Here is a 17,963-nt window from a genome sequence, read left to right as displayed (position 1 = left end):
TTGCCCCGCCCCAGAGGGATGCGCCGCGCAAAGGCGGAGAGGCCGCCGCCCGGGCCGCGTCAGCGGGGAAGGCTGGCAAGCCAGGCGGCGATGTCCTCGCCGCCCTTCCCGAGCCTGAAGGTCATCTTCGAGGTTCCGCTGCCGCCGAGCCTCTCCTTCAGCCAGCGGCCGGGATCGGCAACATAATCGGCCAGCGCCGCCTCGTCCCAGACCAGCCCGGTGGCGCCGACCTCGCGGATCGAGGCGCCATAGGAGAAATCGGGGTCCGAGGCGACCGGACGGCCGATCACCCCGTAAAGATTCGGCCCGGTCCTGCCGCCTTTCTCGATCACGGTGCCGTCGGGCGCGGTGATCGAATGGCAGGCCTTGCATTTGCGGAACTCGCTCTCTCCCTTCACGGCGTCGCCGGAGAGGGCAGGCAGCGCCGCGCCGAGGCTCAGGGCGGCGGACAGGATCATCCCGGATACGGTTCTGGACATGGCTTCCTCGTCTCGATGGGCAGGAGGTGGCGTTCCCGCCCCAGAAATGCGGCCCCGGCGCCGGGGATGCAAGCCCTTCGCGCTCAGTCGCGGCGGCAGGCCGGGCCTTCGGCGAAAGACGGATCGAAGCTGCGCATCAGCGCGGCGTCCAGATCGGCCATCCCCACCGGCAGGCCCAGATCGACAAGGCTCGTGACCCCGTGGTCGCGGATGCCGCAGGGCACGATGCCGCCGAAATGCGACAGATCCGGCTCGACGTTGATCGAGATGCCGTGAAAGCTGACGCCGCGGCGGATGCGGATGCCGATGGCGGCGATCTTGTCCTCGGCGGGGCTGCCGTCGGCCGCGGGGGGCCGGTCGGGGCGCACCACCCAGACCCCTACGCGGCCCGGGCGGATCTCGCCCTTCACGCCGAATTCCGCGAGCGTCGCGATCACCCAGTTTTCCAGCGCCCGCACGAAACAGCGCACATCGCCGCCGCGCGCCTTCACATCCAGCATGGTATAGATCACCCGCTGGCCCGGCCCGTGATAGGTATATTGCCCGCCGCGCCCCACCGGAAACACCGGGAAACGGTCGGGCGCGATCAGATCGGCCGGATCGGCCGAGGTGCCCGCGGTATACAGCGGCGGGTGCTCCAGCAGCCACAGGGCCTCGTCGGCCTCGCCGCGCGCGATGGCGCCGGCGCGGGCCTCCATTGCGGCCAGCGTCTCGGCATAGGGGGCAAGGCCCGGAAGATGAACCCATTCGACCACGGCGGGCGCCTTTCGGATGCTGAGGAATTCCGGGCTTTTCCGCCCACGTTTCCGTGATAGGATCGCGCCAGGATGTCTGTTTTCTGACGGAGTATTGCAATGAAGCACAAGGCCTTTGCAACCAGTGCCCTGCCCTGCCTTCTTCTGGCCTCGCTGTCCTTCGCGCCCGTCTCGCCGCTGGTGCGCCCCGCCCATGCCGACGGGAAGGACGTGATCGCCGGTCTGATCGTGGGCGGGCTGATCGGCGCCGCCATCAACGAGGATCAGAACCGCAAGAAGGCCGCCACGCCCAGGGCGAAATCCTCGAAATCCACCGCGAAGAAGGCCGCGCCCTCGATGTCGGCCGAACAGCGCGCCGCCAATATCGAAGTGCAGAGCGCGCTGAATTACTTCGGCTGGAACGTCGGCACCGCCGATGGCGTGCTCGGCAACAAGTCGAAAGCCGCGGTGCGCGATTACCAGGCCTTCCTTGGCCATGGCATCACCGGCGATCTGACCGGCGACGAGCGGACGATCCTCGTCACCTCGCATGCCCGGGCCGAGGCCGGGGGCACCACGATCCGCGACATCATCGCGGGCAGCCATTATGGCGTGCGCGGCGTGCTGCTGGCGCAGCGCGATGAGATGACCGGCTATGGCGCCACCGCGGGCATGGCCCCGGCAGGTGCGGTCGGCGCGGCCGCCGCCGCGGCGATTCCCGGGCTGATCGCCGCGGAACCCGTTCCCGAGGCGCCCGCCGCCCCTGCCCCGGTCGAAGTGGCCGCCTCCCCTTCGCTGCCCTCGTTCATGGACGCGAATGGCGCGAACGGCGCGCTGTCGGCCGATTGCAACCGGGTGCAGCTGACCGCCACCACCAACGGCGGCTATGTCACCGCCGAGACGATGGGCGACGCCAATACCGCCATCGCCGAGCAGTTCTGCCTGACCCGCGCCGCGGCGATCACCACCGGGCAGGGGCTCCAGACCAAGGTCGCCGGGGTATCCGCCGACGAGATCGCGGCGCAATGCGCGGCCTTCGGCCCGGTGCTGAAGGATCAGGTCGCCGCGCTGTCCCTGCGCCCCGCCGATGAGGTGCTGACCGGGGTCGAGGGGTTCATCATGAACTCGGGCATGTCGCCCGCCCAGCTTTCGGGCACCGCCAGGGTCTGCCTGGGCGTCGGGTACGAGCGCGACCAGCTCGATGTGGCGATCGGCTCGGCGCTGTTGCTGACGGCGATGGGGGAAACCTCTTACGCAGAGATGCTCGGCCATCATCTGGTGCGCGGCTTCGGTGCGGCGCAGCGCGCGGATCTGGCCTTCGGCTGGTATGAGATTTCGCTCGGCGCGATGAAGGGCGGCACCGATGCGCTGGTGCCGGGGGCGCAGGGCCGCGAGGCGCTGGTGCGCAAGGCGGCCTATACGCTGGCCGGACGGGCTTGGGAACTGGCGCCCGAGCCCGAGGTGAAGGAAGCCGCGCTGCCCTCGTTCAGCATCAGCCCCGACCAGGCGCCGCCGGAATTTGCGGCGGGCCTGCCCGAGGCGGCGCCCGAGACCTCGGTTTCAATCGTGGCTGCCCCGGCCGAGGAGGCCGCACCGGCGCCGGAAACCGCGCTGCCCGCCGCCTCGCAGGATGCGTTCGCGCTGATCGGGACCGAATCTGCGCCGCAGCCCGCCACCCCGGGCGGCGAGGCGATGCGCAGCGGCGCCGAGCTTGCCGCGGTGGCGGCGCGGCTGCCCTTCCTGCTCTTCGTGGCGCAATAGGGCCGGCCCGGATAAGCGCCCGGAATTCCTGAAAATCCCTCCGCGCCGCGAAAGCGCACGGCGCGGAGGGAAAGCTGAAAATTACCCCTTTCCTTCCCCGACGAGTGCCGCTAAATACCCGCCATCTGATCCCGAATGTGCGGATGTGGCGGAATTGGTAGACGCGCAGCGTTGAGGTCGCTGTTCCTTAACCGGAGTGAAAGTTCGAGTCTTTTCATCCGCACCATTCGGATCAGGCAAACCCCGGAATTTCCGGGGTTTTTGCTTTTTCAGGCCATGTCAGTCCGGCCATTTCGGAAAGCCTGACGGCCTGCCCAATGGTTTCCATCCCCTCGCAAACCGTCAGCAGAGCCTTGCCGCAGCTCTTGCAGATCCGCAGTTCCCCCTACCGGCCATCTCGCGGATGGTCGAATGGGACATACTGACGTCGGAGTTCGGGTCACAAACGCGGACACAGACGCATTGCAGATCGGCCATGGCTTGCCTCATTCCGAAGGGGCGAATCTCTTCGGCATATCCGGTCGAAAGGGGCGCGGCAGACTGCGCGGCGGTTTCGATTCCAGCGTCGAACCCTTCGCGCCTGATCCGGCCCGGCTTGCGCGGCGGCGAGGCTGTGGGCGTGAATGCCGCGCGCGATGACTCCGGCCACGCCCGCCGCGAACAGTCAGTTCAGGGCGCACCGTCCCGGTCCAGCCGACAGTCGGCGCGCTGATGCCGGGCAAGGTTCACGTCTGCACCGCCTCCGTTATTGGCGCCCCGGCTCCTCGTATCGCTGGCTTCGTCCCCGGTGCGCCCGGACAGGTGCCGCATGACAGGCGGCCCGTGCATCGCCAGGGTCCGGCTCACCCTTCGGACCGCGGCTCGCGATATTCAGATTCGGGCTGGCAGCAGCAGCAGGCACATCCGCCAGAGCTATGACAACGCCCTGGCCGAGACGATCAGGAACATCCAGACAGACCGAGCCGGGAAACGCCACCACGATATACCGGAAGAGCCAGGGCGGAAGAATGGCCCGCCGGACCCGGAGGGGGTCAGGCCACCACAAACCGGCGGCCCCCTTTCCGACGGGGCGCAACCCCCTCCTGGCAACGGATCGGTTCCGCCCCGATGCGATCCCGGGGCTTTCGGGCGGCGGACAGGCCTTCCCTTCAGCCCTCCGCCGGCGGTCTGGACCCGGGTTTCGCGCGGTTCAGCGCCGCTTCCAGACGGTCGGCATAAGCCGCGCGCGGACCCGCGTCGAGCCCGGCGAGATAACCGCCGATCACCTCGCGCGCCGCCGACAACCGGCGCGCGTTGCTTTCCGAGATACGGGCCAGCGCCTCATGCAGAGCTTCCACCTCGAAGGGCTCGGCGCGCAGCGCCGCCAGCAGCGGATCGTATTCCGCGCGCAGCGCCTCGGCACCGCGGCCGAGATCGGGGTTGCGGCTGACCCAGGCCGGGCGCATCGCCCGCCAGTCCTCGCGCGTCATGGCGCTGGCCAGCGGACCAAGGCCGCTGTCGCGCCGCGAGGTGCCGCCGCCCTTCTCATGGCCGAGCCAGGACCCGGCGGCCAGACCGGCGACGGCGAGGTTCAGCGCCAGCGAGACCGCCAGCAGCACCTTCACCCAGCCCCGGGTCCGCGCGGGCGCCTCGGGCGCCGAAATCTTGCCACTCATCGGATCAGCCCCCGCTCAGGAAATATTCGGCCACCGGCACGATTTCGAGCCCGGCATCGCTGGTGGCATCCATAGTGATCAGGAAATCCCCGCCCAGGCCGGCACCGAGCGTGGTGCCCAGACCGGCCGGATCGGAATAACCGAGGAAAACCGCGATCGCCGCCACCGCCCCCAGACTGGCCAGCACGCCGCCGCCGCCGAAACCCGCGCTCAGCGAGAGCCACAGCGCCCTCAGCCCGGCGCCCGGGCGGCGGCGCGGCTGCACCGGCACGCGGCGCCCGGCAAGCACCGCATCGGCATCGGCCAGCACCCGCGAGACCAGCGCGGCTGACGGCTCGGACGCATCGGCCCGCGCCCGGGCGAAAAGACGGTCGAGATCCCGCGTTTCCATCGCTCAGTCTCCTTCAAATCCCAAAGCCGCGCGCTGATCCTTCAGCACCGCGGCCAGCCCGCGCTTGCCCCTTGCGGTCAGGCTTTCCACCGCCTCGACGCCGATCCCCATCACCTCGGCGATCTCGGGGTTCGACAACCCCTCCAGATGGCGCAGCACCACCGCCTCGCGCTGGCGTTCGGGCAAAGCCGCCAGCGCCCGGTCGAGCGCGGCCAGCCGCTCGGCTCCGATCAGCCGCGCCTCGGGGCCGGGCGTCTCGTCGGCGGGCTCGGGCGCCTCATCCAGCGCGAGCGGCCCGCCCAGCATGCGGCGAAACCGGCGCCTGCGGCTGCGCAGCCGGTCGGTCGCCAGATTGGCCGCGACCCGGTAAAGCCAGGTGCTGACCTTCGCCTCGCCGCTGCGCCAGCCCGGCGCCGCGCGCCACAGCCGCAGCATCGCCTCCTGCGCGACATCCTCGGCCTCGGTCCGGTCGCCGCCCAGCATCCGGCTGGCGAAAGCCAGCACCCGCGGCAACAGCCGCGCGGTCAGCTCACGCGCCGCCAGTGCGTCGCCCCGGCCGTAACGGGCCAAAAGCGCCGCATCGTCGGTGTCGCAGACCGTATCGCGGGGCATCTCCATTCCCATCTGTTAACCCGGAACCGCCGGTGACCGCAAAGGCCCGCAAGCCTGCCTCTCGCCAGACCAAACGCCGCAGCCGGCGGCTTCCGTCGCGCGGGTCAGCAGGAAAATGCCGCCCCCGCGCCCGCGCGCCGCACCTGCCCCCCTGCGACGTAAAGGTCTCTGTGAAATGCGCCTTAAACCGCTTACATAGGGCGCGCAGGATGGAATCTGCCGCAGGATGGTCTGGACGATGCATATGAGCGAACCGGGGCTTGCGCCCCAAATGGCCCGGGATATGGCCTCGGTGACCGAAGCCGGAGGCGTGGTGGACACGCAGGCGGACGAGCGGCCGACATGGCCCTCGGTCCTGCGCGGCTGGCGCTGCCGCTGCCCGGCCTGCGGGGCGGGGCCGCTGCTGGCGAGCTATCTGAAGGTGCGCGACGCCTGCCCGGTCTGCGGCGAGGAGTTGCACCACCAGCGCGCCGACGACGGGCCGGCCTATATGACGATCCTGATCGTCGGCCATATCCTCGCGCCGGTCATGCTGCTGCTTTACGCGCATTGGAAGCCCGATCCGCTGACCACGGCGGCGATCCTGTCGGTGGCCTGCGTCGGCCTGTCGCTTTACCTGCTGCCGCGGCTGAAGGGCGCCTTCGTCGGGCTGCAATGGGCGAAACGGATGCATGGATTCGGCGGCGATGAGCGCGGATGAGCCGATCCGCGACGCCGCGACCGTGGTGCTGGTGCGCCGCGACGGCGGCGTCCCGCGGGTGCTGATGGGCCAGCGCGGCGCCGGAGCGGTGTTCATGCCGTCGAAATACGTCTTTCCCGGCGGCGGGGTGGATGCGGGTGATCTGCCCGGCGACGCCTCGATGCTGGATCCGGCCTGTATCTCGCGGCTTGCCGGCGGCGCCACGCCGCCCGGGGCGCTGGCCACGGCGGCGCTGCGCGAATTGCTGGAGGAAACCGGGCAGAGCTTCTCCCCCGGCTCCGCGCGTCTGCGCTACATCTTCCGCGCCATCACGCCGCGCGGGCGCCCGCGCCGGTTCGATGCGCGGTTCTTCCTGGCCGAGGCCGGGACGCTGGCGACCGACCCCGAGGATTTCGCGGGCGCCTCGGACGAGCTGTCGCATCTGCACTGGATCGGCCTGCCCGAGGCCCGGGCGCTGGATCTGCCCTTCGTGACCGAAGTGGTGCTGGCCGAGGTCACCAATCTGATGGCGGGCGGCACACAGCCCGGAGTGCCGTTTTTCGACAATTCCGGCCCGGTGCCCACCTTCCGCCGCATCACCTGAGAGATTGCGCGAAGAACGCCGCCCATCCCTTTGATCTGGTATCAAAATGGGCGCAGATTTCCTTTGGCGTAGCCGTTGAAATCGAAGATTTCCGCCGCCGCGCGCAGCCGGTCGGACGAGATCGCGCCACGGTCCAGCACAAAGCCGTAATCGCCGCGCGGTGTGGCGATGGCCAGGGTGCGATAGCCGCTGTCGACCCAGATCACCCACCATTCCCCCATCCCGGGCACCGTCAGCCGCCCCGGCCCGGAAACCGTCACCGGCCCCGAGGCCGTGACCTCGCGCCCGTTCAGGCACAGCCGGGCCTGGATCGTGAGCGCCTCGCCCTCGCGGCGGAACACCGCGCCGCCGGGGCGGCAGCCGGGCTCTGCGGCGGAGAAGGTCGCGACCTGGCGCCACTCGCCCTCGATCCGGGCGGGGGCGAAGGCGGCGGCGGACCAGATCGGCGCGCCTTCGGGACGGAACGAAGCGATCCGCACCGGCTCGGGCGCGGCGCAACCGGCCAGCAGCAGCGCCAGCACGAGCGGGCGGATCATTGCAGGCATTGGGTCATCCTCCGCCCCATGTCGTCGAGCACCTCGTTGCAGCCGAACAGCGGCGCATAGGGCGCGCAGGTGCCCGAGCGGGCGAGGCACTGGCTCTCGCACTGGCCCGAGCGGGTGCAGCGTTTGCCGCTGTCTTTGGTGAAGCTGACGCAGCCATGCAGCCCCGCGGCGGTCTTCGACCAGACGCCCTTGCGCTTTTCGCAGGCAAGCTGGGCCGCGCTCTTCTGCACCTCGGGAACCGGCGGCGCGGCTTCGGGCGCGGGCGGCGCGGCTTCAGCCGCCACCTCCTGCGCCACGGTCTCCTGCACCACGGCCTCCTGCGCCGCCGTCTCCTGCGCCGCAGGCACCGGCGCTGCCGCAGGACCGGCCGCGGGTTTCGCGGCGGCGGGCGCGGGAGCGTCCAGCGCCGTCACCTCGATCACATCGCCGGTGATGACATTCGCGGGCGCATCGGGCATCTTCCCGCCCGCCACACAGCCCGCCAGCAGCAGGCAAAACGCCGCCGCGACCCCTCGTGAAAATCCTGCCATCGGCTGCCCGCCTTGTTATCCCGGCAGGTTGCCCCGAAACGCCCGGGGCGATCAATAGGGCATCGGATGCTCGCGATGCGCCATGGCGATCTCGGCCAGCAGCTCGGGCGTGAGCCGCAGCCCCGCCGCGCCGATATCACTGGCGATCTGTTCGATTTTGGTGCCGCCGATGATCGGAATGGTGGTGAAGGGGCGCGAGCGGCAGAAGGCGATCGCCATCTGGCAGGGATCGAGCCCGTGGCGCGCGGCGATGCCGAGATAGGCCGCCACCGCCGGGAACACCCGCGGCGTGATCCGCCCGCCCAGTTCGGGCGCGACCGCGCGGCGGCTGTCTTCGGGGATCACGTCGCCGGCATATTTCCCCGACAACAGCCCGGTGGCCAGCGGCGAATAGGCCAGCAGCGGCATATCCTCGGCCAATGACAGCTCGGCCCAGTCGGTGTCGAACTGGCGGCACAAAAGCGAATATTCGTTCTGCGCCGTCGCCATCCGCGGCAGGCCCAGGTTCTCGGCCAGCGAAAGCCAGCGCGAGGCGCCCCAGACCGTCTCGTTCGACAGGCCGATGGCGCGGATCTTGCCCTCGGCGATCAGCGCCTGAGCGGTGGTCAGGATATCTGTCATCTGCGCGGTCTCGACCGCCTTGTCGATGCCCCGGGGCGCGTAATCCCAGTTCTGGCGGAAATGATAGCTGCCGCGGTTCGGCCAGTGGATCTGGTAAAGATCGACGTAATCGGTGCGCAAGCGGCGCAGCGAGGCCTCCAGCGCCCTGCGCAGCACCTGGCCGGTGACCGGCTCGCCCGGGCGCAGGATGCGGCCCTTGCCGGTGACCTTGGTCGCCAGCACCAGCCGCTCGCGCTGCCCACGCGAAGCGAGCCAGGAGCCGATGATCTCCTCGCTGCGGCCCGCGGTCTCGGCAAGGGTCGGATTGACCGGATACATCTCGGCGGTGTCCCAGAAGGTCACGCCGCGCTCAAGCGCCAGATCGGCCTGTCCATGGGCCTCGGATTCGGAGTTCTGGCTGCCCCAGGTCATGGTGCCGAGACAAATCTCCGACACGGTCAGGCCGGTGCGGCCAAGCGGAATCATCTGCATCGCGGTTTCCTCATCCTAGCCCGAACCTGGGCGCGGGCCCCGCCGGGCACAAGCCCCCGCAGGGCGCCGGGCCGCGCAAGAGGCGCGGATTGAGCAAGATCAATACAACCGTCACGCGATCCGTGCCAGACTGGGCAAGGATGTGACAAAGGAGAAAGCCATGGAAATCAGGTTCGACGGCAAGACGGCGCTGGTAACGGGCGCGGGATCCGGAATCGGCGAGGCCGTCGCGCTGGATCTGGCGGCGGCTGGTGCCCGGGTGGTGGTGGCCGATCTGCACGAGGATACGGCACAGAAGGTGGTGGACCGGATCCTCGCCTCCGGCGGACAGGGGGTGGCAGCCTGCGGCGACGTCTCGGACCCCGCAGCGGTAGAGCAACTGGTGGCGGCAGCCGTCGCGAACGGCGGCCTGCATCTTCTGGTCAACAACGCCGGGATCGGCGGGCCTTCGGCGCCCACCGGGGAATATCCGCTCGACGGCTGGCATCAGGTGATCGGGGTGAATCTCAACGCGGTGTTCTACGGGCTGCGCTACGGCATCCCCGCCATGCTGCAATCGGGCGGCGGCTCGATCGTCAACATGGCCTCGATACTCGGCAGCCAGGGCTTCGCCGGGGCGCCGGCCTATGTGGCGGCGAAACATGCCGTGGTGGGGCTGACGAAGAACGCGGCGATGGAATACGCCACGCAAGGCATAAGGGTGAACGCGGTCGGCCCCGCCTTCATCGACACGCCGCTTCTGTCCGGCTTCGACCAGGAGGCGCGCAACTGGCTGATCTCGAAACACCCGATCGGAAGGCTCGGCAAGGCCGGAGAGGTCTCGGCGCTGACCTTGTTCCTGTTGTCGGATCAGGCCAGCTTCATCACCGGCAGCTACCATCTCGTGGACGGCGCCTACTGCGCCCAGTGAAAGAAGGGGGCCCTGCCCCCGTCTCCTTCGGAGACTCCCCCGGGGTATTTGGGTCAGGATGAAAGGGCTTTTCACCCTGATACAAATACCCCCGCCGGAGGCATCCGCCGCGCGCGCGCCAGGCGACCGGCCCGGCAGGTGCGCGCGGCTGCGCCCTGCCCCAAATTCGTTCCAACGAATTTGCAAATTTCTTCCAGGAAATTTGTCCCCCGCCGGTTCCTGCACGCGCGCGCCATGGAAGTGCTGGCCCTTGCCCGCAGGGCGCGCTAAACCCCGCATCCGAACGGGTTGAAAGGCGCTTTCATGGCACGGATTCTGATCACCTCGGCCATTCCCTATATCAACGGGATCAAGCATCTGGGGAACCTCGTCGGCTCGCAGCTTCCGGCCGATCTGTTCGCGCGCTACATGCGCGGGCGCGGGCACGAGGTGATGTTCCTTTGCGCCACCGACGAACACGGCACGCCCGCAGAACTCGCCGCCGCCAAGGCCGGCCAGCCGGTCGCGGAATATTGTGCCGGGATGCACGAGGTCCAGGCGGATCTCGCGCGCGGCTTCCGGCTGTCCTTCGACCATTTCGGCCGCTCGTCCAGCCCGCAGAACCATCGGCTGACCCAGCATTTCGCCGGGGTTCTGGCCGACAACGGCTATATCCGCGAGGTCTCGGAACAGCAGTTCTATTCGGTCGATGACGGCCGCTTCCTGCCCGACCGCTATATCGAGGGCACCTGCCCGAATTGCGGCTTCGAGAGCGCGCGCGGCGACCAGTGCGACAACTGCACCAAACAGCTCGACCCGACCGATCTGATCAACCCGCATTCCTCGATCTCGGGCTCGACCCGGCTGGAGCTGCGCGAGACGAGGCACCTCTACCTGCGCCAGTCGGCGATGAAGGAGCGGATCGAGGCCTGGATCGACTCGAAGCAGGACTGGCCGATCCTGACCACCTCGATCGCGAAGAAATGGCTGCATGACGGCGAGGGCTTGCAGGACCGCGGCATCACCCGCGATCTGAAATGGGGCATTCCGGTGCAAAGGGGCGATCAGCCCTGGCCCGGGATGGAGGGCAAGGTGTTCTACGTCTGGTTCGACGCCCCCATCGAATATATCGCCTGCGCGGGCGAATGGGCCGAGGCGAACGGCAAGACGGATGCCGAGTGGCAAAGCTGGTGGCGCACCGACAAGGGCGCCGAGGACGTGACCTATTACCAGTTCATGGGCAAGGACAACGTGCCGTTCCACACGCTTTCCTTCCCGGCGACGATCCTCGGCTCGGGCGAGCCCTGGAAGATGGTCGATTACCTCAAATCGTTCAATTATCTGAACTATGACGGCGGTCAGTTCTCGACCTCGCGCGGGCGCGGCGTGTTCATGGATCAGGCGCTGTCGATCCTGCCCGCCGATTACTGGCGCTGGTGGCTCCTGAGCCACGCCCCGGAAAGCGCCGACAGCGAATTCACCTGGGAGAATTTCCAGGTCTCGGTGAACAAGGATCTGGCCGACGTTCTGGGGAATTTCGTCAGCCGGATCACCAAATTCGCGCGGTCCAAATTCGGCGAGACGGTGCCGGCGGGCGGGGCTTACGGCCCGCGCGAAGAGGCGCTGATCCGGGATCTGAACGCCCGCATCCGCGAATACGAGCGGCTGATGGACGCGATCGAGATCCGCAAGGCGGCAAGCGAGCTGCGCGCGATCTGGGTCGCCGGCAACGAGTATCTCCAGGCAGCCGCGCCCTGGAGCGTGGTCAAGACCGACCCGGAGGCCGCGGCGGCCATCGTGCGTTTCGGGATGAACCTGATCCGGCTTTACGCCGTGCTTTCGGCCCCGTTCATCCCCGATGCGGCAGCGGCGATGATGGCGGCCCTGCACCGCGACGACAGCGACTGGCCCGGCGATACCGCGGCGGCGATGACACTGGTGGCCGGGGGGGCGCCCTACAGCGTGCCCGAGAACCTGTTCCGCAAGATCACCGACGAGGAGCGCGCGGCCTGGGCCGAGCGCTTCGCAGGGATCCGCGCCTGATCCCTGCCGCCGCCGGGAAAGCGCCGGGCCTGGCAAAACCCGCATGACAGGTAAATTCATTTGCCCGACTCCGCGGCCTCGGGCAAAAATACCCTGCAACCGGCCAAACGGGGATCGCGGCCAGGTTGGGACAGAATTTTACCGCGGGTTGTTTCAGCCCAAACCCTGGGAGACTGATATGAAGCGTTTTCTTACTGCCCTTGCCCTTACGGCAGCCGTTTTCACCTCTGGCGCCGTTACCGCGGAAGAGACAGCGCCCGCGCCGGCCGGCCTTAAACCCGCCGAACAGGCGGAAAAGAACGCCACGCTGCAAACCGCCAATGCGATGATCAACTACGGCCGCTCGAAGGGCGATGCGCTGGCGATGATCGCCGGGGTGCAGATGATGCTCGACGTGGCCGAGGGCACCACCATCGAATCCGGCGGCCAGCCGGTCGATCTGGGCAAGGTGCTCGACGAGGCGGTGGCCGCCGCCGGGGATGACCAGCTGGTCGTCGCCAAAGCCGAGGCCCTGCGCGATGCCGCAGAAACCCAGAACCGCGCCATGTGCTACTGGGAATACTGGTGCGACTGGTACGGCTACTGCGAATACTGGTATGTCTGCTACTGATCCGGGGCGGATCGGATAAGGGCCGGCCGGAGCGATCCGGCCGGCCTTTTCCATTGCCCGACTTCGCTGCGCCGCCGTCCCTGATGCTGCACCTGCGAAGAATTTCCCGGTTCCGGCCCGGAAGGGGCGCCATCCGGGCATCCGTTTTCGCCTTTAGCGCGAATTGAAGAACAGAATTCTGCCGTCAGGCGGGAACTCGGGACCATCGCCGCGCATTTTCATGGCACAGTCTGCCGACGGCCGTTCCGAGTCCCACAGCTGCCCGATGGGAGAACACGATGACCGACACTCTGCGACGACGCTCTGCTCTGCCCCGCACCACCCTGATCGGACTTCTGCTTTTCGCGCTCGCCTATGGATCGGTGATGCTGCTGGTCCTCGCTCCGAAAGACCTGTTCTTCGCCGATCCCGGCAGCCAGAGCATTCTCAGCGAATAAGCCCCCTGCACCCCTGCCCGACATGGCGCGGCCTGCCTCTGCGGCGGGCCGCGAAAGGTGTATGATTTCAGGGCTTGCAAATTCCCGATTATTTCACTAAGGAAACGGTGATCGAGCCTTTTGCCAGATCGGAGCCCGCGGCTTGCCGCAGGCGGCCCGGCGGAAAGGACGATCATGACCTCAGGAGACCTTCCCCCCTCTGCGCGCAACACGGCCGCGCCCCGCCCGGGGCCGGTCGCGGTCGCGCCCTCTTGCCCTGGTGAAAGCCCGTTCCATGACGCATGATCATCTTCCCACGCCCGATGCGGTCCCGGTGGCCTCGCTGGGCCTCGACGATTTCGAGACCGGCCTTCTGGCGGTGATGCGGCATTTCCTGACCGCTTTCGCCCGGCCGGAAAGCCAGGCCTGGCAAAGCGCCTATGCCGGCGCGGCGGAACGCTGGGGCGAGGCGCGCGGGCCGCAGGTGGCGCATGGCCTCCTGGCGGTGATCCAGACCATCCGCCAGGTGCGGCGCGAGGATTTCCATTACGCCAATCCGATGTGCCAGAGCTGCCGCGAACAGGCGACCGCCGAGGAAGCGGCCTTCTGCCTGATGATCCATGCCATGCGGCGCGACCGCGCCGATCTGGCACGCGGCGCGGTGCTGGATCTGACCGGCGGAAAGATGGACCCGATGCTGATCCAGGTGGCGCTGGCTTTCGCCGCGCGCTTCCCCGCTGCGGCGGGCGCGACAGCGGCCCCCGCCGCCGCGGCGCCGGCCCGGGTCAGCCCCCAGATCCGCATCGACCGGCCCGCCGCGCGGCATCTGCGCCTCGTACACTGAGGTTTTCCCCGCGCGGGGCTTGCCCCCCGCGCGGCCAGCGCATAATTCCTGCCCATATCACAGGGATTATGCCATGCTGACCTCTTCCGCCCGCTTTGCCACTGAAAACGGCCCGAAATATCTGCAACAGCTTTGCAAGCATTTCGCCCATAAGATCGAGGTCAGCTTCGACGAACACCGGGGCCGTGCGCTGCTCGGCCCCGGCCCGATGGATCTGGCGGCAGACGAGACCGGGCTGAGCGTGACGGTCTCGGCCGAGGATGTCCGCGGCATCATCGAGGCCCGCTATATCGTCGACAAGCACCTGGTGACCTTTGCCTTCCGCGACGGGTTCAGCGGTTTCACCTGGCAGCTGAACGGCTGATCCGTCAGCCGCGCTGCCCCTCGCCCCGGCCATGCTCCCAGACCACCTGGCGGATGCGGGCGCGCTTGTAGGCATCGAAAATCGCCATCGCCCAGACGAAGAACCCTCCGGCATAGCGGCCGAGGAACGACACGTCGGGCGCGGCGGTCACCAGGGTGAAGCCGCCCAGGAGAATCAGGAAGAACAGGAAGATCAGCCCACGCAACGGCTCGCCGTTCCAGACCTGGCCCGAGCCGGGCAGGACGATGGCCGAGGCCAGCACCAGATACGGGTTGGGGGGCGGTTTCATGCGCATTTCCTTGCCTGGTCGTCTTGCAGGATATCCTCGCGCAAGGCGGCCAGCCTGTCCAGCAGCGGCGCCAGATCCTCGGGGGCCAGCGGGATGCGGCCCATCTCGGCCTCGCGGAAGATCAGATAGCGGCCGCGTTCGGCCTCGTCCGCCAGCCAGGTGATGCGCAGCCCGGTCGGGCCGAGAATCAGCTCCTTGACCCGCGGATCGTCGAAGATCGCCAGATGGCGGCGCAGAAGCGCGCCCTCTTCCGGCGACAGCGGCTCTTCGCTGCGGAGCGCGGCATCCTCGGGGAAATCCTTCGGCAGCCAGGTCTGATGCGGCAGATCGGCAAAGCCGGAAAACGGCTCGACCCCGCGCGGACGGATCATCAGGTCGATCCGCTGGCGCAGGGGCAGCGCGCCCGGCACCGTGACCAGGAGCCACAGCGCCGGCAGCTTGCGCCAGGTCAGCGTGTCGGGGACAGCCTGAAGATCGACCTCCATCCCCGCCACATCGCCGGACACCCGCGCGAACCCCGTCGGCGCGATGGCACGGCGCAGCCGCGACATCCCCTGCGCCACAAGGTCGAAATAACCCTCGCGCGCCGCTTTGCGCTCAGCCGCCGAATGGTGAAGACGGAGGGCCAGCATTGCCAGCCCCCCGCCAAGGATCAGGACGAAAAGTCCGGTTTCCATCAATAGCCCCGCGGTTTCGGCCAGGGCATGGTGAACTGGGCACCCCGGTTGACGAAACGGTAGCGCCAGAAGTGGAACCACAGCGAGACGACGATGTAGAAGGCGATCATCGCCACCAGCTGGGTGCCGTAGCCAAGGAACACCGCGAAGAAGGTCATCCCGCACAGCCCGAGCAGCACATAGGCCGGCAGCGGGTGGAACGGGTGCTCATAACCGCGGTTGATCGATTCCAGCGGCCATTTGCGGCGGAACAGGATGATGTTCAGCGGCATGAAGGTGTATTCCAGCAGGCCCGACAGGATCGAGAAGGTGATCACCTGGTCGATCGGCGCACCAAGCGCGAAGATCAGCGCGATCGGCACGAGGAAGATGATCGCCCGGTACGGGGTGCGGTAGCGCGGATGCACCGCACCGAACCAGCCCGGCAGATAGCGGTCGCGGCCCATGGCGAACCAGGCGCGGCTGGCGTCGTTGATGCAGCCGTTGGCCGAGGCCAGCGTCGCGAACATCGTGCCGATGCCCAGGAAGACCATCAGGAAGGTCGATCCCGACAGCCGCGCCGCGTCGAACAGCGGCACCCCGGCCTGACCCAGGTATTCCCAGGGCATCAGCCCCGAGCAGACATACCAGGTCAGCGTCGCGGCGATGGCCAGCGTCATGACCCCCGCGAGCGTGCCGAAGGGCAGCGACCGCGCCGGGCTGCGCACCTCTTCGGCGGCCTGGGTGGTGCCCTCGATCCCGAGGTAATACCACAGGCCGAAATGCATCGCCGCCAGCACGCCGAGCCAGCCGTAAGGCATGGCCGCCGGGCCGCTCATCAGTTCGGTATGGCGCAGCGGGCTGTCGGTGAAGATCCCCGAGGTGGAAAGGAACAGCACGATCACCGCGGTGAAGGCGATGGCGGTGATGACCAGGTTGAAGGTCAGCGTCGCCAGCACGCCGCGATAGTTCAGCCAGGCGAGGAACATGATCGCCAGGATGATGAACGGCCGCTGATCGAGGCTGCCGGCCTCGTGCCCGCTCATCGTCGCCACGGTGTCGATGAGGAAGCCGAAGGTGATCGCGTTGGCGGCCTCAAGCATCGTATAGGCGAAGACCAGATAGAGCCCGACGTTGAAGGCCATCAGCGGCCCGACGATATGCTTGGCCTGGGTGTATTGCCCGCCCGCCGCGGCGACGGTCGATGTCACCTCGGAATCGATCATGGCCACGCAGGTGTAAAGAATGCCCGCGAACCAGCAGGCCATCAGCGCCGCATAGGCGCCGCCCTTGCCGACCGAGAAGTTCCAGCCCATATATTCGCCGACGAGCACGATGCCCACCCCGAGCGCCCAGATATGGGCGGGGCCAAGCACACGGGCAAGGCCGACGTGTTCGGTTGTTTGCGCCTGCGCCATGTTACCCCCGGTGATGATGTTGTTCTTCGGTCAGAGCTTCCAGCTCGCCCTCGCGCGAGGAGGTCAGGAAGTCCTCGCTGTAGGTGCTGTCGGTTCTGATCCAGTCGATCACGATGAACAGGCCGAACAGGAACGATGCCGCCCAGGCCGCGTATTCAAGATAATTCCACAGATCCATATTGGCCTCACTCGCCGAATTTCTCGGCGATCACTTCGCGGTATTCCTTTTCGGAAAACCGCAGCAGGATCGCATAATAGCCCACGATGACCACGATCATCACGATCAGCGCCGTGATCGAGAAGCTGTAGTCGAACCGGGCGGTGATCAGTTCGGCCGCCGAGGCCGCATCGGAATAGCCGAGCTTTTCCCATTGCTCGACCATGGCCGGATTCTGCCCGAGGCTCTCCCAGGTCGGATTCTCGACCGGCTGCGGATCCTTCGAGGATCCGGCAAGCCCCATCCACAGCGGGATGTAGAGCGCGCCGATCGCCATGATCAGAAGCACGATCACGTCGATGATCTGGCCGACCTTGCCCTGCACGGGGGCGACGTATTTAGCCATGTTTGCGTCCTTTCTTCGCCTCGCGGGCCTCATCGAGGAACTGGATGTCCAGCCCATACATGAAGTCGCGATCCTCGCGGTAATGCCGCAGCATGGCCAGAATGGCGGCGGTGTTGAAGATGAGCACAACCGCGCCCCCGATCAGCAGCGCGGTGCGCGCGCCGCCGGTGGGCGCCAGCGACCAGGTGCCGATTGCCACGAAAATGATCGAGAACCACAAACCAAGGACAAAAGCCCATGCCACCGTCACGTCGCGCCGGTGCATGGTTATGATCCGTCTGGTCAGGTCTGACTCCCCTCCTGTCAGACCAGACACATTCTGTCTCGCAAGATCAGACATTTCGCATCCCTCCCTTGAACCCGATTTTACCGTGAGCGGTCTGCGCCGGGCCCATGCGCTGGTTTTCTGAATTGAAAACTTTTTTCCCCTCAGGAAGCGCCCGCCATGCCACTCTGTCAAGTTTCTTCTGCAACAAAATTACGCCGTCAGGTTGAAAAAACGGCAGTTTAAGAAAGGCCGAAAAGGCGCCGCGACCGTTCACGGCCATCACTGCCCGCCCCGGAGGTCCGGGCGGATAATTCTGGAGATTCAATGGATTAAACTTCACCCGCCTGGGCGATGACCGGGGCGGAGAGGCAAGGCTCCGGCAGGCCCTCCCGGCCGGCCGGAGCGTCGTCTCAGGGTCTTTCGCGCCTTATCGTGCGACGGTGACGGTGCAATGCGCGCGCGCCATCACATCGGCCGCGACCGAGCCCAGCATCAGCCGCGACAGGCCGCGCTTGTCGCCG

At 67.5% G+C, this 17,963-nt stretch carries 25 protein-coding genes and 1 tRNA gene; 10 read left to right on the top strand and 16 right to left on the bottom strand.

The window, feature by feature from the left end; genetic code table 11:
* Positions 1 to 59: 59 nt before the first annotated feature.
* Together XINFAN_RS14140 and lipB are read right to left on the bottom strand one after the other, a co-directional pair.
* Positions 60 to 479: a c-type cytochrome gene (locus tag XINFAN_RS14140; RefSeq protein ID WP_124087516.1), complete on the bottom strand. Its 420-nt coding sequence runs from the start codon at positions 477 to 479 to the stop codon at positions 60 to 62.
* Positions 480 to 562: 83 nt separating this feature from the next.
* On the bottom strand, positions 563 to 1,429 hold the full coding sequence (lipB, locus tag XINFAN_RS14135) for a lipoyl(octanoyl) transferase LipB (RefSeq protein WP_124087515.1): 867 nt from the start codon (positions 1,427 to 1,429) through the stop codon (positions 563 to 565).
* On the opposite strand from lipB, the gene XINFAN_RS14130 reads away from it, so the two are divergent.
* A complete protein-coding gene (locus XINFAN_RS14130; RefSeq protein ID WP_124087514.1) occupies positions 1,334 to 2,974 on the top strand; it encodes a peptidoglycan-binding domain-containing protein in 1,641 nt (546 codons plus the stop codon). The two genes, lipB and XINFAN_RS14130, sit on opposite strands and share 96 nt — an antisense overlap.
* Positions 2,975 to 3,113: 139 nt before the next feature.
* Positions 3,114 to 3,200 (top strand) — tRNA-Leu (locus XINFAN_RS14125).
* A gap of 922 nt (positions 3,201 to 4,122) precedes the next feature.
* Here XINFAN_RS14125 and XINFAN_RS14120 read toward each other — a convergent pair.
* From XINFAN_RS14120 to XINFAN_RS14110, 3 genes are read right to left on the bottom strand one after another with little or no spacing between them, the layout of a single operon-like run.
* Positions 4,123 to 4,629, bottom strand: a complete 507-nt coding sequence (locus tag XINFAN_RS14120) for a periplasmic heavy metal sensor (RefSeq protein ID WP_124087513.1) — start codon at positions 4,627 to 4,629, stop codon at positions 4,123 to 4,125.
* Between the two features lie 4 nt (positions 4,630 to 4,633).
* Positions 4,634 to 5,020 carry a dihydroorotate dehydrogenase gene (locus XINFAN_RS14115; protein WP_124087512.1) on the bottom strand — a complete coding sequence of 129 codons (387 nt, stop codon included), beginning with the start codon at positions 5,018 to 5,020 and terminating at the stop codon, positions 4,634 to 4,636.
* A gap of 3 nt (positions 5,021 to 5,023) precedes the next feature.
* Positions 5,024 to 5,638: an RNA polymerase sigma factor gene (locus XINFAN_RS14110; protein ID WP_124087511.1), complete on the bottom strand. Its 615-nt coding sequence runs from the start codon at positions 5,636 to 5,638 to the stop codon at positions 5,024 to 5,026.
* Between the two features lie 277 nt (positions 5,639 to 5,915).
* Here XINFAN_RS14110 and XINFAN_RS14105 point away from each other — a divergent pair, with 277 nt between their 5' ends.
* Entirely contained in the window at positions 5,916 to 6,332 is a 417-nt protein-coding gene (locus XINFAN_RS14105; RefSeq protein WP_124087537.1) for a DUF983 domain-containing protein, read from the top strand.
* Positions 6,304 to 6,915 carry an NUDIX hydrolase gene (locus XINFAN_RS14100; RefSeq protein ID WP_124087510.1) on the top strand — a complete coding sequence of 204 codons (612 nt, stop codon included), beginning with the start codon at positions 6,304 to 6,306 and terminating at the stop codon, positions 6,913 to 6,915. Before XINFAN_RS14105 ends, XINFAN_RS14100 begins: the two co-directional genes overlap by 29 nt.
* A gap of 41 nt (positions 6,916 to 6,956) precedes the next feature.
* Here XINFAN_RS14100 and XINFAN_RS14095 read toward each other — a convergent pair whose 3' ends face one another.
* From XINFAN_RS14095 to XINFAN_RS14080, 3 genes are read right to left on the bottom strand one after another with little or no spacing between them, the layout of a single operon-like run.
* Positions 6,957 to 7,460, bottom strand: a complete 504-nt coding sequence (locus tag XINFAN_RS14095; RefSeq protein ID WP_124087509.1) for a lipocalin/fatty acid-binding family protein — start codon at positions 7,458 to 7,460, stop codon at positions 6,957 to 6,959.
* Complete coding sequence (locus tag XINFAN_RS21780) at positions 7,448 to 7,990, bottom strand: hypothetical protein (RefSeq protein ID WP_160144627.1); 543 nt, start codon at positions 7,988 to 7,990, stop codon at positions 7,448 to 7,450. Before XINFAN_RS21780 ends, XINFAN_RS14095 begins: the two co-directional genes overlap by 13 nt.
* Before the next feature lie 51 nt (positions 7,991 to 8,041).
* Positions 8,042 to 9,082 carry an aldo/keto reductase gene (locus XINFAN_RS14080; RefSeq protein ID WP_124087506.1) on the bottom strand — a complete coding sequence of 347 codons (1,041 nt, stop codon included), beginning with the start codon at positions 9,080 to 9,082 and terminating at the stop codon, positions 8,042 to 8,044.
* Positions 9,083 to 9,242: 160 nt separating this feature from the next.
* Between XINFAN_RS14080 and XINFAN_RS14075 the strand changes: the two genes are divergently transcribed.
* The 6 genes from XINFAN_RS14075 (at position 9,243) to XINFAN_RS14055 (ending at position 14,248) form a co-directional block, all read left to right on the top strand.
* On the top strand, positions 9,243 to 9,992 hold the full coding sequence (locus XINFAN_RS14075; protein WP_124087505.1) for an SDR family NAD(P)-dependent oxidoreductase: 750 nt from the start codon (positions 9,243 to 9,245) through the stop codon (positions 9,990 to 9,992).
* A gap of 303 nt (positions 9,993 to 10,295) precedes the next feature.
* A complete protein-coding gene (metG, locus tag XINFAN_RS14070) occupies positions 10,296 to 12,014 on the top strand; it encodes a methionine--tRNA ligase (protein WP_124087504.1) in 1,719 nt (572 codons plus the stop codon).
* Between the two features lie 178 nt (positions 12,015 to 12,192).
* The gene (locus tag XINFAN_RS14065; protein ID WP_124087503.1) at positions 12,193 to 12,624 is read left to right on the top strand and encodes a hypothetical protein; all 432 of its coding nucleotides are present in this window, start codon (positions 12,193 to 12,195) and stop codon (positions 12,622 to 12,624) included.
* A 278-nt stretch (positions 12,625 to 12,902) separates the two neighbouring features.
* Positions 12,903 to 13,061, top strand: coding sequence for a hypothetical protein (locus XINFAN_RS21775; RefSeq protein WP_160144626.1), 159 nt, complete (start codon positions 12,903 to 12,905; stop codon positions 13,059 to 13,061).
* Between the two features lie 274 nt (positions 13,062 to 13,335).
* The gene (locus XINFAN_RS14060) at positions 13,336 to 13,884 is read left to right on the top strand and encodes a hypothetical protein (protein ID WP_124087502.1); all 549 of its coding nucleotides are present in this window, start codon (positions 13,336 to 13,338) and stop codon (positions 13,882 to 13,884) included.
* Positions 13,885 to 13,960: 76 nt separating this feature from the next.
* A complete protein-coding gene (locus XINFAN_RS14055) occupies positions 13,961 to 14,248 on the top strand; it encodes a DUF2218 domain-containing protein (protein ID WP_124087536.1) in 288 nt (95 codons plus the stop codon).
* Between the two features lie 4 nt (positions 14,249 to 14,252).
* On the opposite strand, the gene XINFAN_RS14050 is transcribed toward XINFAN_RS14055, so the two are convergent.
* The 8 genes from XINFAN_RS14050 to XINFAN_RS14020 all read right to left on the bottom strand — a co-directional run bounded on the left by XINFAN_RS14050 (position 14,253) and on the right by XINFAN_RS14020 (position 17,947).
* Positions 14,253 to 14,537, bottom strand: coding sequence for a hypothetical protein (locus tag XINFAN_RS14050; RefSeq protein WP_233352216.1), 285 nt, complete (start codon positions 14,535 to 14,537; stop codon positions 14,253 to 14,255).
* Complete coding sequence (locus XINFAN_RS14045; protein ID WP_124087500.1) at positions 14,534 to 15,214, bottom strand: hypothetical protein; 681 nt, start codon at positions 15,212 to 15,214, stop codon at positions 14,534 to 14,536. Before XINFAN_RS14045 ends, XINFAN_RS14050 begins: the two co-directional genes overlap by 4 nt.
* Positions 15,214 to 16,611, bottom strand: a complete 1,398-nt coding sequence (locus XINFAN_RS14040) for an APC family permease (RefSeq protein WP_124087499.1) — start codon at positions 16,609 to 16,611, stop codon at positions 15,214 to 15,216. The genes XINFAN_RS14045 and XINFAN_RS14040 overlap by 1 nt, the downstream gene beginning before the upstream one ends.
* Before the next feature lies 1 nt (position 16,612).
* On the bottom strand, positions 16,613 to 16,789 hold the full coding sequence (locus XINFAN_RS21980) for a hypothetical protein (protein WP_199286427.1): 177 nt from the start codon (positions 16,787 to 16,789) through the stop codon (positions 16,613 to 16,615).
* Between the two features lie 7 nt (positions 16,790 to 16,796).
* Positions 16,797 to 17,174 (bottom strand): hypothetical protein, encoded by a 378-nt coding sequence (locus XINFAN_RS14035; RefSeq protein WP_124087498.1) that lies wholly within the window; start codon positions 17,172 to 17,174, stop codon positions 16,797 to 16,799.
* Entirely contained in the window at positions 17,167 to 17,439 is a 273-nt protein-coding gene (locus XINFAN_RS14030; RefSeq protein WP_124087497.1) for a hypothetical protein, read from the bottom strand. The genes XINFAN_RS14035 and XINFAN_RS14030 overlap by 8 nt, the downstream gene beginning before the upstream one ends.
* A gap of 67 nt (positions 17,440 to 17,506) precedes the next feature.
* On the bottom strand, positions 17,507 to 17,722 hold the full coding sequence (locus tag XINFAN_RS14025; RefSeq protein ID WP_124087496.1) for a hypothetical protein: 216 nt from the start codon (positions 17,720 to 17,722) through the stop codon (positions 17,507 to 17,509).
* 147 nt (positions 17,723 to 17,869) lie between these two features.
* Positions 17,870 to 17,947, bottom strand: a complete 78-nt coding sequence (locus tag XINFAN_RS14020; RefSeq protein ID WP_267898354.1) for a hypothetical protein — start codon at positions 17,945 to 17,947, stop codon at positions 17,870 to 17,872.
* Positions 17,948 to 17,963: the final 16 nt, after the last annotated feature.

This window comes from Pseudogemmobacter humi, from assembly GCF_900609055.1.
Taxonomy (GTDB): Bacteria; Pseudomonadota; Alphaproteobacteria; order Rhodobacterales; family Rhodobacteraceae; genus Pseudogemmobacter; species Pseudogemmobacter humi.
The sequence above is the reverse complement of the archived record's forward strand: the minus strand, read 5'-3'. Positions and strand labels throughout refer to the sequence as shown.

Coding starts and splice junctions, on each gene's coding strand:
- XINFAN_RS14140 (WP_124087516.1), bottom strand. CDS start 479: ATGTCCAGAACCGTATCCGGGATGATCCTGTCCGCCGCCCTGAGCCTC.
- XINFAN_RS14130 (WP_124087514.1), top strand. CDS start 1,334: ATGAAGCACAAGGCCTTTGCAACCAGTGCCCTGCCCTGCCTTCTTCTG.
- lipB (WP_124087515.1), bottom strand. CDS start 1,429: ATGGGCGGGGCGCACCAGCGGCGAGACGGGCGCGAAGGACAGCGAGGC.
- XINFAN_RS14120 (WP_124087513.1), bottom strand. CDS start 4,629: ATGAGTGGCAAGATTTCGGCGCCCGAGGCGCCCGCGCGGACCCGGGGC.
- XINFAN_RS14115 (WP_124087512.1), bottom strand. CDS start 5,020: ATGGAAACGCGGGATCTCGACCGTCTTTTCGCCCGGGCGCGGGCCGAT.
- XINFAN_RS14110 (WP_124087511.1), bottom strand. CDS start 5,638: ATGGAGATGCCCCGCGATACGGTCTGCGACACCGACGATGCGGCGCTT.
- XINFAN_RS14105 (WP_124087537.1), top strand. CDS start 5,916: ATGGCCTCGGTGACCGAAGCCGGAGGCGTGGTGGACACGCAGGCGGAC.
- XINFAN_RS14100 (WP_124087510.1), top strand. CDS start 6,304: ATGGATTCGGCGGCGATGAGCGCGGATGAGCCGATCCGCGACGCCGCG.
- XINFAN_RS14095 (WP_124087509.1), bottom strand. CDS start 7,460: ATGCCTGCAATGATCCGCCCGCTCGTGCTGGCGCTGCTGCTGGCCGGT.
- XINFAN_RS21780 (WP_160144627.1), bottom strand. CDS start 7,990: ATGGCAGGATTTTCACGAGGGGTCGCGGCGGCGTTTTGCCTGCTGCTG.
- XINFAN_RS14080 (WP_124087506.1), bottom strand. CDS start 9,082: ATGCAGATGATTCCGCTTGGCCGCACCGGCCTGACCGTGTCGGAGATT.
- XINFAN_RS14075 (WP_124087505.1), top strand. CDS start 9,243: ATGGAAATCAGGTTCGACGGCAAGACGGCGCTGGTAACGGGCGCGGGA.
- metG (WP_124087504.1), top strand. CDS start 10,296: ATGGCACGGATTCTGATCACCTCGGCCATTCCCTATATCAACGGGATC.
- XINFAN_RS14065 (WP_124087503.1), top strand. CDS start 12,193: ATGAAGCGTTTTCTTACTGCCCTTGCCCTTACGGCAGCCGTTTTCACC.
- XINFAN_RS21775 (WP_160144626.1), top strand. CDS start 12,903: ATGACCGACACTCTGCGACGACGCTCTGCTCTGCCCCGCACCACCCTG.
- XINFAN_RS14060 (WP_124087502.1), top strand. CDS start 13,336: ATGACGCATGATCATCTTCCCACGCCCGATGCGGTCCCGGTGGCCTCG.
- XINFAN_RS14050 (WP_233352216.1), bottom strand. CDS start 14,537: ATGAAACCGCCCCCCAACCCGTATCTGGTGCTGGCCTCGGCCATCGTC.
- XINFAN_RS14045 (WP_124087500.1), bottom strand. CDS start 15,214: ATGGAAACCGGACTTTTCGTCCTGATCCTTGGCGGGGGGCTGGCAATG.
- XINFAN_RS14040 (WP_124087499.1), bottom strand. CDS start 16,611: ATGGCGCAGGCGCAAACAACCGAACACGTCGGCCTTGCCCGTGTGCTT.
- XINFAN_RS21980 (WP_199286427.1), bottom strand. CDS start 16,789: ATGGATCTGTGGAATTATCTTGAATACGCGGCCTGGGCGGCATCGTTC.
- XINFAN_RS14035 (WP_124087498.1), bottom strand. CDS start 17,174: ATGGCTAAATACGTCGCCCCCGTGCAGGGCAAGGTCGGCCAGATCATC.
- XINFAN_RS14030 (WP_124087497.1), bottom strand. CDS start 17,439: ATGCACCGGCGCGACGTGACGGTGGCATGGGCTTTTGTCCTTGGTTTG.
- XINFAN_RS14025 (WP_124087496.1), bottom strand. CDS start 17,722: ATGGCCGTGAACGGTCGCGGCGCCTTTTCGGCCTTTCTTAAACTGCCG.